Origin of the sequence: Microcystis sp. M179S2 (genome assembly GCF_020245805.1) — a bacterium.
Lineage (GTDB): Bacteria > Cyanobacteriota > Cyanobacteriia > Cyanobacteriales > Microcystaceae > Microcystis > Microcystis aeruginosa.
Genome location: NZ_JADBUE010000004.1, coordinates 1 through 14,897 on the forward strand (window position 1 = coordinate 1; position 14,897 = coordinate 14,897).

Genomic DNA, 14,897 nt, shown 5'->3' on the forward strand with positions numbered 1-14,897 from the left:
AAAAATTTTGCCTCAAACCCTGTCTGCGTAAAGATTTCAGGAGTTTGTACCCAGTAGTTTATTAGTATTACATTGCTTTAACTCAGGCTCTGTAAGACTTTGAGCCATAGCTAGTATATTTATACGGGGGAAGTTCAGTTTGAGGATAGCAATATCAGACATTACTCCTCACCCCAAATAATAGCCGTTTGAATACGATTCATATTTTCGATAGTAGTATCAAAACTGCGCGCTTCAATACCCATTTCTGGATCAATTTTAGCGGGGTTTAAAGTGTGAAATTTGGTTTTTCTTTTTTGTCCTTTTAACATCTTTGAATCTTCTTCAGCAATATAGACTTTAACTTGATTAGCCGATAATAATTCCTCTTGTCTATAGCCTTCTTCTGCGGCAATTTGTTTCAGGTGTGGTTGATCATGGTTGAGCATAATTAATGTGTTTATTTCCTTGATAATATAATCACTATGAGTAGTGATAAAAACTTTGATACCAATGTTGATCAGTCGAGCGAAAAGTTTAGCGATACGGCGTTGATTTTCTGGATGGAGATTTAATTCAGGTTCATCTACTATCAACAAATCTCCGATTCGAGCTTCGTGTCTTAAATAAAAGCCAATGTCTAAAAGAGAACGTACAGCACTAGAGCTTTCATCCATCGATAGTCTAAGTTTTTTTCCTTTAGGAATGTAATAAAGTTCATCATTGCTAGTAATCATATATTGACCACCAATAATATCGGCAAAATCTTCTAAAATACTGGGATGATTTTCGGCGATAAAGCTATTTTTTTTGACAATTGTTTCTATTTGTCTAGTAAAATCTACATTTTTTTTGACTGGTAGCGCATAATCCTGAGAAACATTAAATAACAGTTCTCTAGGATTAAAATTGCTATTTTTACTAATTTCTTCCAGTAAACGATTACGAGCAAAATTTAACTCTTTGCGAAAAATTGCCGCTCCTGTCCTTTCTGCACTAGCAATAAATGGCCTGGGAAAAAACTGAGAGAAAATTATATCTTGGATGCTGTCGTAAATGATCTCCTCAAGAAAATGCACTGGCAGATTTATTTTTTCTGTTTCTGTTAATAATGTGATGGATAAATAAGGGTCATTTTCAGGTTTGCTAATCGAGATAATTTCCCATGTTGCTGTACTAATTTTCTTGTCATACTTATTTTGAAATTGAATATTGTCAAAATTTAATTCTATCTGAAAATCAACATTTTTAAACCTCTCCTCGTTGGCAGCAAAAACTTCAGGTATTTGTTGAACATATCTTTGACAGCCTGTAGTAAGAATACTTTCACACTGTTGAACATACTCCTGTAGATCGAGACTAATTACACCATCAGAAAGTAGTTGATCAACTTTTTCTTTGAGGCTAAATGTTGGTCCCTTTAATAGTTGTCGCCAATTGTCTAAAAAACCAAATAAAGAATATGTAGCATAAGTTTTACCTGTATTATTACCACCACAGATAATTGTGAGGTTGCCTAGACTTAATTCTGCCTGTTTTAAAATGCCAAGATTTTTAATTTTAACTTTCATGTTTGTCTTTAGGTTTAATATTCACGATGATAGATAATTGTGGGTAATTTGATCAAGTCCCAAACTATACATTCAACTTTGGTTAAGTAGGGAGGCAGAATTATTTGTAGGATGGGTTAGCGGTAGCGTAACCCATGCAGGCGTTGGGTTTCATGCTTCAACCCAACCTACGTTCATCTTATATTTAATTCCACCCACCCACTTATCAAGGTTACTTACAGAAATTATAACCTTTCTAAGGCTTTTCTCTCTTTTTCAGTCACTTCTCGCCATTGACCGGGTTGTAATCCTGTTAAGCATAATTTATTGTTTTTGTCAATAGTAATGGCTGTTCTAATTAATCTTAAAGTGGGATAACCAACGGCAGCCGTCATCCTTCTTACTTGACGATTTCTTCCCTCAGTTAAGGTAATTTCTAACCAAGCGGTGGGGACAGATTTTCGATAACGAATCGGTGGCTCTCTGGGGGGTAAATCTGGTTCAAAATCTAGTAAATTAACTATTGCTGGTCGAGTGCGATAATCCTGAATAGGAAGACCTTGACGCAATTTTTCTAAAGCGTTTAGGTCTGGAATTCTTTCGACTTGTACCCAATAGGTACGCGGATGAGCAAATTGACGATGACCCAAACGATGCTGTAATTGACCGTTATCTGTGAGTAATAATAATCCCTCGCTGTCCCTATCTAAACGACCGACAGAATAGATATTCGGGATGGGAATATAATCTTTTAAAGTCGAGCGACCATTTTCATCAGTAAACTGACATAATACATCGTAGGGTTTATAAAAAAGGATATATTTATTCAAGGGAAAAAGGAGATAGGAGTCAGGAGCTTTTTGCTTTTATCAGTAAAAATCAAACAGTAATCCGTGAAAAGAAAGCTCTGAACTTGCCACTTAATACTGTTCACCGAATACTTAAATCTGATTACTGATTACCGACCACTGATAACTGATTCAATCCCGTTGATGGGAGAATTGATAAGCACCGACAATCGAGAGAAGAATAGCGACGATTAATAAAATAGGGATAGCGAACCAAGGAAATTGATTTATATCGTAGGCTGCGGCTCTTAATCCCAGACTAGCATAGGTGAGGGGCAAGGAATAAACAATAATTTTTAATGGCCAGGGTAAGGTTTGGGGATCGAAAAAAGTTGCTCCTAAAAAAGACATCGGCACGATTAAAAAGTTATTATACAGACTGACACTTTCGAGGGATGTAACTCGCAATCCGACAATTGCCCCTAAACCGGCAAAGACGGCACAATTTAAGATTAAAATTAATAAAAAGAGGGGATTGAGAAAACTGGCAAATTTTCCTGTAAATAAGATAGCAACGAGAATCACTGATGCAGAAGTCATTACACCACGCAAAATTCCCGCGAAAACTTTGCCTAAAAATAATGAGAGGGGATGGACGGGAAGTAATAATAATTCCTCGAAGGTTTTACTAAATAAGCGATCGCCACAGATGGAAAAGGTGGTTCCCCCGAAACTGATCGCCATTGAGGACAGGGCCACCATTCCGGGTAAAATAAATTCTAGATAAGAATCGCCGAGTGAGGGTTTCATCGAGCGATCGAGGGCGCTTCCCAACCCCAACCCGAAACCGATAATATAGATTAGGGGAGAAACTAAACCTGTGGCGGCGATCTGAAGGACTCTCGCCCGTAAATCTAGCCATTCTCCCCAAAATACGGTTAAAGTGTCTGTTAATATCGTCTGAGCTTGAGCTAGTTTCACTGGTATTTTGGTTAATTAGTAAATATACTTTTAATAATAATTAATAATTGTCCCCTTTTTCAAGAGTGGCTCATCCCAGTTTAGTAAAATGTAGGGTGCGTTAGACGGCGACAATCTCTGCTTAAACTTGAATCTAACAATCCGTCGTAACGCACCACACCTATCATTAATTTAATTTGGTGCGTTACGCTATCGCTAACGCACCCTACTACTACTACTGACTTATGATAAAATGCTGTCAAGGTCAGAGAGGGAAAACTTGCAATTATTCACTCAATAAAATAACTGATAGCCGAGATGAAACCCTGTTACTGCATTAATCCCGATTGTTCTCAACCAGAGCATCCGAGTAATAATAACTCGAATACTCGTTACTGTCAAAGTTGCGGCTCTCAATTGTTGTTAAATGGTAAATATAGGGTGAGTCGGTTATTGAGTGATACGACCGGTTTTGGCATTGTTTATGAGGCTTTTGAGGGGTTTACAGCCAAAATCCTCAAGGTATTACAAGAAAAATGGAATAATGAAGCGAAGGCAGTGGAATTATTTAAACGGGAATATGACGTTTTATTAGAGTTGAGTCGTCAAAATGTCACCGGTGTTCCTCGAGCAGATGCCTATTTTCAATATTCCACAAGGGAGGGGAAAATATTACACTGTTTAGTTATGGAAAAAGTGGAGGGTATTGATTTAGAACAGTGGCTAAACCAGTATGATAAGTTAAGTCAAAAACGAGCCTTAAAATGGCTGAGAGAAATTGCTTTAATTCTCGATAAAATTCATCAACAGAATTGGCTGCATCGAGATATTAAACCCCCTAATATCATGCTGCGGAATAGTGGCGAGTTGGTGTTAATTGATTTTGGGACAGCAAGGGAAGAAACCCAAACCTATCATCAAAAGGTAAAAGGTCAACAGGTAACAGGTATTACCTCAGCCGGATATACACCCAATGAACAACAACATGGCCAAGCGGTGATTCAATCAGATTTTCATGCTTTAGGACGAACTTTTGTGCATTTATTAACAGGAAAACATCCTTTAGAAATTTATGATCCGATTAATGATGTTTTACCTTGGCGAGAAGAAACGGAAAATATTCACCCGTTATTGTTGGATTTTATTGACGAGTTAATGGGAAGATTACCCAAGAATAGACCGGCTAATACTAGGGTTATTTTACAGCGTTTGGATGAGATTGAACGACAATTAAAGTTACCTCCTATAACTCCTACTATAACATCTCCACCACCACCAAATCCGCCGCCTGTTGTAACTCAAAAACAACCCCCGGTTATGCCTAAGATTAATCCTTCTCCGCCGGTTTCACCCGCACCTGTACCCAAAAAAACACCAGCACAACCAGTTAAAAATAATAATCTGAGAAATAGAATGATAGCTCTTGGTGGAGTTTTGTTATTAGGAGTAGGAATAACGCAAGTTTACGGTTATTTAAAATATAAAAGATTTCCTGTAACTCCTCAATTTTTGATTTCTGGTTTAGTAGATAATCCATCTCTTTATAAAACCCTAACTGGTCATTCTAGCTGGGTTTTGTCAGTGGTATATAGTCCCGATGGCCGCTATTTAGCTAGTGGGAGTGCTGACAAAACTATCAAAATTTGGGAAGTAGCAACCGGAAAACAATTGCGTACTCTTACTGGTCATTCTATGACGGTTTGGTCAGTGGCATATAGTCCCGATGGCCGCTATTTAGCTAGTGGGAATAATGACAAAACTATCAAAATTTGGGAGGTGGCAACGGAAACAGAATTGCGTACTCTTACTGGTCATTCTATGACGGTTTGGTCAGTGGTATATAGTCCCGATGGCCGCTATTTAGCTAGTGGGAGTGCTGACAAAACTATCAAAATTTGGGAAGTAGCAACCGGAAAACAATTGCGTACCCTTACTGGTCATTCTAGCGGGGTTTGGTCAGTGGTATATAGTCCCGATGGCCGCTATTTAGCTAGTGGGAGTAGTGACAAAACTATCAAAATTTGGGAGGTGGCAACGGAAACAGAATTGCGTACTCTTACTGGTCATTCTAGCGGGGTTTTGTCAGTGGTATATAGTCCCGATGGCCGCTATTTAGCTAGTGGGAGTCAGGACAAAACTATCAAAATTTGGGAGGTAGCAACGGGAAACGAATTGCGTACCCTTACCGGTCATTCTGAGACAGTTTTCTCAGTAGCATATAGTCCCGATGGTCGCTATTTAGCTAGTGGGAGTTTTGACAATACTATCAAAATTTGGCGGGTGGGACAGTAAACTTGTGTTTGGGGTGACAGCAATAACTTTTGTCTATCGAAAATGAGCGACGCTTGCGGGAAACTGCACCGATGTCTTTAAAAATATTGGGTTTTGGCTCAAATTATTGAATCGAGCAGTTTTCTCCTAAGTATTAAAGCGCTCAACTCAACCGACAAGCTAGAGGGTATCGCATCTACATCAACAAACTATAATCTACATTAAAGAAATGTCCTAATAATTTCGCCTGTTCTTTGGTAATTGACCCTTTTCCTTCAATTAAACTAGAGGCAATTTTGTCAGAGCCAAGGATTCTGGCTATGTCTTTCTTATTAACGCTTTGCTGTTCCATCAAAAACAATAACATAGAATGAGGTGTGGTTGATTCTTGTAGATAAAAGCTTTTTTCAAAATTCCCAATTAAAAAAATTAGAAGCTCATAAAGTTCATCTTCTTCGGGAGTTCGCTGCTGACGGTGCATTAATTCTTCCACAATAGCCAAAGCTTTTTCATTTTCTGCCTCTGTTTTAATAACTTTAGGTAAATGGCGAGCTAGTAATTCTTTGTATTTTTCTGGATTAAAAGTAAGGGTCATCGGTGTCAAGGAGATACATTTCAGGATTCGGATGCTTCCTCGGCTAACGGTTTTAGGGACTGACGGTACTCTTGACCAAACTGCATTGCCTCTTCGTAAGCCGGATCATCAGCAAAAGTGCCGACAATTTTTTCCCACCAGGGAGTTTCGCTGACAGTAGGTAGCAAACGCTTAAGCAGTGCTACTTCAGCTTCTAAAGTTGCTAGTCTTATCTCTAGATCAGTGCTTAACATGGTTGACATATCCTCCCATTCTGCTCTTGCTCGAAGGTTAGCTCTAAAACAAAATTTGTTTCAACGCCAGAAGCCATAAGATGAACTGATGAAACGTTTTCCATCGGTAATTCAGTTGCCTGTCATCGTCAGTTATTGACACTCCCGTTTGCTACTTTGTCCTTAGCTGCTATATTAACTGGTTAAACCGTGTTTTAGGGCAAAACGTACCAATTCCGTGCGACTATTAGTACCAGTCTTGCTAAATAAGCGACTGACGTATTTTTCTACGTTTCTGACGCTGGTTTCTAGACGACTGGCAATTTCTTTATTCATCAATCCCTCCGCTACTAAATCTAAAACGCTTTGTTCCCGGGGGGTAAGGTCAATTTTAATCGGGGGGGGAGTAGTAGTAAAAGTGTTCTGTTGTCCCACCTGCTGTTTTAATTCCCGGATATCTCGGGCAATTTCTTCTAATCTAGCGTTTTCGCTGGTGGCTTGCAGGGATTGACGACGGCGCTCGATTAAAGACTTGATTAATGCTTCTAATTCTTCGGGATCGAAAGGCTTGGATAAATAAGCATCACAACCGGCATTATAACCCTGAATGCGATCGCTCGTCATCCCCCTAGCAGTGAGAAAAACCACGGGAATTGTCTGAAAACGAGCATCTTCGCGCAATTTCTTCAGAAACTGATAGCCATCCACCTGCGGCATCATAATGTCGGAGATGACTAATTCCGGAATTTCTTGATTGAGTAAATCCCAGGCTTCGTTAGCATTACTAGCAGTTCTTACCTCGAAGTCATCCCCGTACTGTAGATATGCTTGCACAGATTCACGAACCCCCGGTTCGTCATCCACTAACAAAACTTTCGCAGGTGTGTCCATCAATTTCTCGCAGCGCTCGAATATTGTCCGAATCCTATCTTATCAGCTATCAGGAGCCGGTCGTCAGGAGACAGGAGTTGGGGTTTTAGGGTTTTGGGGTATTAGTTGAAATTCCCCTATCTCCCCATTCCCCACACCCCACACCCTACACCCTACACCCCACTTCCCCACTTCCCCACTTCCCAGATCATCCTCAAGATAGTGACGGTGAGTTAAACTAGCAGATAGAACTAAAAAGTTACAAAAATCACCTAGATTATTTTAGAATCCTTTCACCATTCTTAACAAATCCCGTGACCATTCTCTGCTGGCTCGATCGCATTAGTGCTTCTGATCGCCCCCTGGTGGGGGAAAAAGCTTTTATTGCCAGTGAATTACACCAGCGAGGATACCCAATTATCGGGGGATTTGCCATTTTTAACCGCATTTTTGCGGAATTTTTGGAAACTATCAACAATGCTGACTCTTTCTTGACTGATTTTCCGCAATCTTCCCTCTATTTAGACGTAGATAACGCAAAAGCTCTGCAATTAGTCGCCAAAGAAAGTCGGCGCGCCGTTTTACAAGCGCAAATTCCTCCTCTCTGGTTAGAAGAACTAGCGGCGGCCGTGGCACAATTATCCATGGATACCCTAGTATGGCGCTTTTCCCTACCAGCTAATCTGGCTCGACGAACTCTCGGTTTATTTTCCGCCCCCATCAGTGGAATTAAAGCAGATAATCTAGAAAATGCCCTAAAACAAGCTTGGGCGGAGTTATTCACCGCCAGAAGTCTATTTTATTGGCGAAAAGTGGGAATTGGTTTAGAAAAAATTCAATTATCTTTACTGGTACAACCGTTATTACCAGCCAATTGTGCGGGAAATGTGCTGATTAATGAGGATAACTGGCAAATTCAGGCGGTTTGGGGATTAGGACACAGTTTAGCTAATGGAGAAGTGGCACCGGATACCTACATTATCGATCGCTCCGGTCAATTACGCAGTCGGCAATTAGGCAATAAATCCCGCGCTTATTATCTCAATAGTGACAGTAATCTGCTCGCGCCACAATTATTAGCACCCAGTTTACAGGAAAGCTACTGTTTAGATAATTTCGCCCTCGATCGCCTTTGTCAACTGGTTCAATCTCTGCTGACGGAAAAACCGACGTTAACCAGCATAGAATGGCTGATGATGCTGGATGGTCAAATTTATATTCTTAGCTGTCACAGTCAGGAAATCACCGCTACTACCTGCCATTATCCCTTAAGAGGATTAGGGGCATCCCCGGGGTTGGCATCGGGAGTGGCAAAAGTGATCAGCAATTTCGACTCCCCAGAGGCAACTTTTCAGGATTGCATTCTGGTTACTACTAATTTACCTCCCCAAAAACTGCCCCATTTACGCCAAATTAGAGCAATGATCACGGAACAGGGGGGATTAACTAGCCATGGAGCCATTTTAGCCCGGGAATTAGCCATTCCTGCCGTTGTCGGGGTGAAAAATGCCACGGAAATTATCCGCTCAGGTGAGATAATTTTAGTAGATGGTACGAGGGGAATTATTTCTCTAGCATCTCAGGAACAGATTTCCTTACCCCCACCACCACCCAGAGAAACCGACGGGACGGCAATTGCTACCCGTTTGATGGTTAATCTCAGTCAAACTGAAAGTATTGCCGGAATCCAAGAACTGCCTATTGATGGGATCGGTTTATTGCGCTCAGAATGGATGATTTTAGAGTTACTTTCTCAGCGTAATCTAGAAGAATGGTTAACACCAGAGCATCAAGAAGCATTGATCGAGAGATTAAGTGATTTAATCGCACAATTTGCCCTTAGTATCCAGCCTAAGCCTTTATTTTACCGTTCTTTTGATGCTCAACATTCGGCTCAAGACAGTCGGGGAACCCATGGTTATATATTAGATCCGACTCTATTCGATCTGGAATTGCAAGCTTTACGACGGGTACAAACCACCAGCGCCACCAATATTAATTTACTGCTTCCCTTTGTCCGCGGGGTTGAAGAATTTATTTTTTGCCGGCAACGGGTACAATCGGCTTTACTCACTCAAGTCCCTTCTTTCCAATTGGGGATAATGGTGGAAGTACCCGGGGTAATCTTTCAATTGGGGGATTATGTGCAAGCGGGGGTACAATTAATCGCTATTGGTACTAATGATTTAACTCAATTACTTTTAGGTAGCGATCGAGAACATTTCTCAGAATATTTTAACGCCCGTCATCCCGCAGTCAGAGCGGCCTTAAAACAAATTATCACTCAAGCAAAAGTTTTACAGATTCCCTGTTCCGTTTGCGGCATGGCTATCGTCCAGTATCCTGAACTTATCGATGATCTGATTGCTTGGGGTGTGACTTCTCTTTCGGTGGATACAGAAGCAGTTTTAGCCACTAGAGAGGCAATTGTTCGCGCCGAAAGAAGATTTTTATTGGAAAATAGCAGATAACTTCCGAACTACCCCACTACCCCACTACCCCATCAACCCACTTCCCCACTACCCCACTTCCTAATTCATACTTTGTGCTTTTTGTCAAAAAAACTTTTTTTTTGCAATAAAACTACACAAAAAAAAGATCATCGTTGTGGGTGAAATTGACTCATTTACCTGTCTTAATGAGGATTACCTTCTAGGTGTGGCAAGGGTTTCAACCGTTGCTGCCCAAAAAAGCATAGAATACCCCACTATGAAATTCTATCAAATCGCTGTAACCATTGTAACATCGTTGTTAAATAAAAATCTTTCTCAATTAATTCTTAAGAATTTGTAAATATTGCGAAATGTTAATTTAAATATTCTCAAGTTGTTGGAGTTCATAGATAATTTTTGCTTATCTTTGAGCAACATTGGGTTAGAAGTCAGGAGACAGGAGACTCCGAGACAGGAGACAGGAGATTATTTTTATTTATTCTCCCCACTTCCCCACTTCCCCACTTCCCACTTCCCGCTCCGGCGCTCTTCTTAAACAGGATTTAGCATTAGATAAGGTTTGCTGAATAAATCTGAAAACTTTGTTGGGTAACACTTTTAGACTTTTTGTCAATCAAAAAGTACCAGATATGGGAGTGATCGGGGGGAAAATTCAGGGACTTTTTCCCTGAAAATTAGGTAATTGACCTCCTCAAAATCGGGAAAACCCTACACCCTACACCCTACACCCCACACCCCACACCCTGTCCCCTAATGCCTAGAGAATTTCAATAATTCCTTGACTGCCATCGAGACGAATTAATTGACCATCTTTTAACAATTTCATGGCATTATGCACATCCATAACCGCGGGAATTCCGTATTCTCTGGCAATAATAGCACCATGGGATAATTGTCCCCCCACCTCGGCAATAATTCCCACAGCCCGGGATAATAAAGGCGACCATCCTGAGTCAGTATAGGGAATAACGAGAATAGTATTGGGGGCAATTTCTAGATTTTGTAAGGTTGGCATAATTTTGACTCGTCCCTCCACTGTCCCCCCACTAGCGGCAATTCCCTGTAAGCGTTTTTTGGCAGTTAAATTTGAAACTAAAAATTCTCTTTTCGGGGGTTGTCCATAAACGATGTAGGGAATATCGGTTAATTGAGAGTTTTCTTGGAATTGTTGGCGACGCTGACGGATAATCTGGTTAAGATGGGCGATTTTATTATTCTGACCCAACTGGGTAACTTCTGAGTAATTTAGATAAAATATATCTCCCGTCTCCGATAATATTTGCTGCTGTAACCAGAGGGTTTCTAAAGCGAGAAAATGCCAGCGTAGGTGAGCTAAAAGACGGGAGTAAATTTCAGTAACCTGGTTTTTGATATTTAATCTTTTTTGGACATTGTGGGAAGATTTAACTTTTTTCTGGCTATTATTGCCCGGAATATCTAAGGGTAGTTGTAGCAGATATTGGGGATTTTCTCGCCATCTCGGTATGGAAATATCGGTTCCCACTTCGCTTAAATAACCGTAGGTTTCTAACCAGAGGGAAAAAGCTGAGTCAAAATCTCGATCGATCGTATTTTTTCTCAGTTCAGATAGCGATCGTATTGAGGCTATTTCTGGTGCTTGGGAGTTATCCAATCTCTCAAAAGGTACTTGCGAAATACTGCGACGCAAGGCGAAGCTAAGAGGGGCAAGAATACTATAATAGGTAGCTTTTTTTAAGACGGTTAAAATCTCCTCAATTTGCTCTAAAATCTCCCCTGAAGATAAAGCTTCTGGGGAAGTAGCGTTAATTTTTTTGAGCGTCGGGATAAAATAGTTTTTTTGATCTTGGCTAAAGTCTTTTTCTAACTGTAATTCCCGTCCTAAAAGTTTTAATAAACCAGGGGAATTAGCCAAAGTTGCCGTTAAAGGTGGTTGGGTAAACTTTGCCCCTTTAGTCAGGAATTCTAAGCTTTCTGGAGGTAATCCCATGCGACGGAAAATTGTTGCTAATAAAGAAGCATTAAAATAGGCTCTTTGATAGTGTAAAGTCGCTGTTTCATTGAAATCCAAATCGAGAGCTTTTTTGTCTAAAACTAACTGGAAAATATCTCCCCAAACTCCACAGGTTAAAGGACGATTAATTGACCAAGGCAAAGGACGAATTACCCCGGGGATAACTTCAGCCGCAATTTTTCTTGTCCAAATTGGCTGTAAATTAGTGATAGGACGGCACTGTAATAACCATAATTTTCGTCCGTCATGAGTCCATTCTATATCTTGGGGAATGCCATGATCAAGGTTTTCTAATTGCCGACAAAGATTAGCTACCTGTTGAATAATAGCTGGGGGAATATCTCCCTGTCCGATAATGATATTTTCTTCTAAATTAACTCGATAACTTTCGGGGGTGATTCTTCCCGATACAACTCTGGTGGCATCTCCGGGTAAAGCTTCAATAACCACATCTAAACTGAGAGGATTAATCGGATCGCGACTGAAGGCAACCCCCGAAAAAACTCCTCGAATTTGTTCTTGAATTAACACAGCCATGGCCGTGTTTTCTTGACCTCGATCGAGTCGATAATTAACAGCATTAGGACTATTATAGGAGGTTTGGCAACTTAAAATCGCCGCCGCTAAATTTTCTCGATCAACAACGTTAAGAATTGTGGTATATTGTCCCGCAGATGAAGCAGTTTCACTATCTTCTCCAATAGCGGAAGATCGCACGACTAAGGGATGATTAATATCAGGATGAAGAGATTCTATTAACGGTTGTGGATCATCCCCCGGTGGTAAAATCCAACCCCTAGGAATGGGATAACCGGCACGCTTAAGATAGGCTAAAGTGGCGGACTTTTGTCCCACTTTTGAAGCCACCAGATTGTCATCAAGGGTTTGGATCGATCGATCTCCACGAAAAAAACGAAACATAGTTTTTGATTCATTGTTAACACTTGCTTCGGGTAAGTCTAAATCGTCGGGTATTTTTTGAAAAATTGCCCCTAATAAACAGGCTAAAGCAATGGCAGTTATAATATAACCTGAATCGTGGGGACGGCGCAAGGTGAGAATTAAAGCTAATAAAAATAATCCTACCAATCTACCCGTAGATTTTTCTCGAAAAATAGTAAAGCTAATTACACTAATGATTGAGGTGAGAAAAACAGCGACAAAATCGTGAACCATTAATCCCCAGAAAACATTAGTAGTTCCTGCACCTTTTCCTAACCAATAGCGCCCCATGACTAAGGCAATTAAAGCTAATAATTCCCAAGGGGAGCCGGTGGGAAAAAATAAACGGGTTAGGAAAATAACGATAATTCCCTTGGCTGCTTCCGAAATTACCGCCAAAATTCCCACTAATTTACCCCCATGGTAAAAAGCGGCAGTTACACCGATATTACCAGTCCCTAATTGGGATAATTTACGTCCAGTTACGAGATAATTTATCCAATCGATCAGAGGCAATCCACCGATGATAGGACAGACTAAAAAAATAAATAGGGAACCCCAAATTTCTGTCATTATATTTTCTGGCTCTAAAAAATAGTTACTTCTCGGTGGAGTCCTGTCAGGTATCGGGATTAGAATAATTCCGTCCACACTCCCTTAAATCTTATATAGTATTTTAGCTCTACCAACCCACGACATTATTTATTTTAAATTTTACTTTATAAATACTTACAGCCTTTCTCGGACAGATGAGGTATAATGACAATAGTGATTGCAGCAATTACGGGTGTCTTTCTTGGAGACTGCCTTAAAAGCTTCTTCGAGAGCCTTGTCTAAGTCTCGATAATTTTTCGTTTGTAATTTTACCAAGATAGACTTGGCTTTTGGGCAAAAGTTTTCAAGAGTTTTCAATCGAGGTAAAGTCGAGAGAGTAAGACGGACTTCTTCGCTGACATGAATTTTATCACTCACCGTTCGCTCATTTCTGGAACCGAAAATTTGATAAATTGTCTCAAATGTAGTCTAGCAAAAGCATTGAGCGTTCTACCCGCATATTTATTAGTACAAAAAGACCATTTTGAGGTTAAGGAATCGCCACTGTTCTGCTTACCTTATTCGCTAAAAAGCATACAGGATAAAGGTTACGGCAATTTTAAAACCCTTACCTAAAAAAATTAAGCCAACAATGAGTTATAATTGATAGCAATTACACAAAATTATTATCTTGGAAATAAAATAAGACTAGGTTTATGCTGCTCGATCCTTTGGCAATGTCTTCAGTAGAACTAGATAATTTAAATCAACTTCCTGATTGTTCGGCCATATATTTTGCTATCGATTCTCAAAATAGAATTCTTTATATTGGTCAAGCAGTTAATCTTTTAAATCGCTGGAAAAATCATCATCGTATATATCAATTACAAGAAATTAATCAAGATTATCCTGTAAGAATAGCTTGGCAAGCTTGCAATAATGAAGAATTAAATGAAATTGAACTATATCTAATTAAACATTTTCAACCTTTGCTAAATAAAACAGAAGTTAAATCTCCACAAGTTGTACCATCAGAGTTAGTCTTCCGAAATTTTCTCAGGGAATTTTCTCGACGATTAATCATTATTGGGTTTAAACCACAAACTTCTCAAGAGCTACCACATATTCATTTGAAATATGACTGGACAGATTGTTCTCCGAAAGGGACAGCCGCAAAGATTAAAAATTTTATTCAAGAAAATAATAATATAAATACCAGTTTTAAGATTAGAAGAAAACCTTGGGGAAGAACAGGGGGCCAGAAGATTTTCAAATAGGCAGTCGCGCACAAAAAGCCCTAGCTCGTCAGAATCGTTCCTATAATAATCATTGGGAAATGGCTTGTAATGGAGTAATAATCTCTATCACCCCTACCGATAATTATAAACAGATTAAATCAATAACAAATTTTCAAAAACTTGCTGGGGTAAAAATGAGAACAATCCCAGAACATGATTTTAAGAGAATGTCTAATCAATATCCTTATGATTTTGCGGATTTATCCTGCTTTGTCGATGATTTAGTTCCGTTGCTTTGGATTGAAGGGTAATCTTGAATGGGTGCATCTCAATTTTGGAGAAATATCTATATTACATTATGGGCGCAAGCGTTCATTAGACCTCTTGCAAAAATTTTTTATGGTATAATGGAGGGTTGATCTATTTCGTCTTTGAACTTCTAAATTTATGATCTTTCCACCATTATTTTTCCACAGATACGGTTAATCAACTCTCAATACATTATTGGCACG

The 14,897-nt window shown here is 39.7% G+C and carries 12 protein-coding genes; 4 read left to right on the forward strand and 8 right to left on the reverse strand.

What is annotated here, in order from left to right:
• Positions 1–161: 161 nt before the first annotated feature.
• From IM500_RS00170 to IM500_RS00180, 3 genes are all read right to left on the reverse strand, one after another.
• Entirely contained in the window at positions 162–1,550 is a 1,389-nt protein-coding gene (locus IM500_RS00170; RefSeq protein WP_287737348.1) for an AAA family ATPase, read from the reverse strand.
• Between the two features lie 224 nt (positions 1,551–1,774).
• The gene (locus tag IM500_RS00175; protein ID WP_002751273.1) at positions 1,775–2,359 is read right to left on the reverse strand and encodes a pseudouridine synthase; all 585 of its coding nucleotides are present in this window, start codon (positions 2,357–2,359) and stop codon (positions 1,775–1,777) included.
• Between the two features lie 150 nt (positions 2,360–2,509).
• Positions 2,510–3,298: an ABC transporter permease gene (locus IM500_RS00180; RefSeq protein ID WP_147072517.1), complete on the reverse strand. Its 789-nt coding sequence runs from the start codon at positions 3,296–3,298 to the stop codon at positions 2,510–2,512.
• Positions 3,299–3,595: 297 nt separating this feature from the next.
• Here IM500_RS00180 and IM500_RS00185 point away from each other — a divergent pair, with 297 nt between their 5' ends.
• The gene (locus IM500_RS00185; protein ID WP_287737349.1) at positions 3,596–5,569 is read left to right on the forward strand and encodes a serine/threonine-protein kinase; all 1,974 of its coding nucleotides are present in this window, start codon (positions 3,596–3,598) and stop codon (positions 5,567–5,569) included.
• Between the two features lie 175 nt (positions 5,570–5,744).
• Here IM500_RS00185 and IM500_RS00190 read toward each other — a convergent pair whose 3' ends face one another.
• The 3 genes from IM500_RS00190 to IM500_RS00200 all read right to left on the reverse strand — a co-directional run bounded on the left by IM500_RS00190 (position 5,745) and on the right by IM500_RS00200 (position 7,246).
• Positions 5,745–6,143, reverse strand: coding sequence for a helix-turn-helix domain-containing protein (locus IM500_RS00190; protein ID WP_002757842.1), 399 nt, complete (start codon positions 6,141–6,143; stop codon positions 5,745–5,747).
• 20 nt (positions 6,144–6,163) lie between these two features.
• Entirely contained in the window at positions 6,164–6,376 is a 213-nt protein-coding gene (locus IM500_RS00195) for a hypothetical protein (RefSeq protein ID WP_002757840.1), read from the reverse strand.
• 174 nt (positions 6,377–6,550) lie between these two features.
• Positions 6,551–7,246 (reverse strand): response regulator transcription factor, encoded by a 696-nt coding sequence (locus tag IM500_RS00200; protein WP_002795661.1) that lies wholly within the window; start codon positions 7,244–7,246, stop codon positions 6,551–6,553.
• A gap of 293 nt (positions 7,247–7,539) precedes the next feature.
• Between IM500_RS00200 and IM500_RS00205 the strand changes: the two genes are divergently transcribed.
• Entirely contained in the window at positions 7,540–9,696 is a 2,157-nt protein-coding gene (locus tag IM500_RS00205; RefSeq protein ID WP_287737350.1) for a putative PEP-binding protein, read from the forward strand.
• Between the two features lie 739 nt (positions 9,697–10,435).
• Here IM500_RS00205 and IM500_RS00215 read toward each other — a convergent pair.
• Positions 10,436–13,186, reverse strand: coding sequence for a glycerol-3-phosphate acyltransferase (locus IM500_RS00215; protein ID WP_287737351.1), 2,751 nt, complete (start codon positions 13,184–13,186; stop codon positions 10,436–10,438).
• Positions 13,187–13,342: 156 nt separating this feature from the next.
• Positions 13,343–13,585 (reverse strand): hypothetical protein, encoded by a 243-nt coding sequence (locus tag IM500_RS00220; RefSeq protein WP_190719734.1) that lies wholly within the window; start codon positions 13,583–13,585, stop codon positions 13,343–13,345.
• Between the two features lie 278 nt (positions 13,586–13,863).
• On the opposite strand from IM500_RS00220, the gene IM500_RS00225 reads away from it, so the two are divergent.
• Positions 13,864–14,424 (forward strand): GIY-YIG nuclease family protein, encoded by a 561-nt coding sequence (locus IM500_RS00225; protein ID WP_242034531.1) that lies wholly within the window; start codon positions 13,864–13,866, stop codon positions 14,422–14,424.
• A 59-nt stretch (positions 14,425–14,483) separates the two neighbouring features.
• Positions 14,484–14,696: a hypothetical protein gene (locus IM500_RS00230; protein ID WP_242034532.1), complete on the forward strand. Its 213-nt coding sequence runs from the start codon at positions 14,484–14,486 to the stop codon at positions 14,694–14,696.
• The last annotated feature ends 201 nt before the right edge of the window (positions 14,697–14,897 follow it).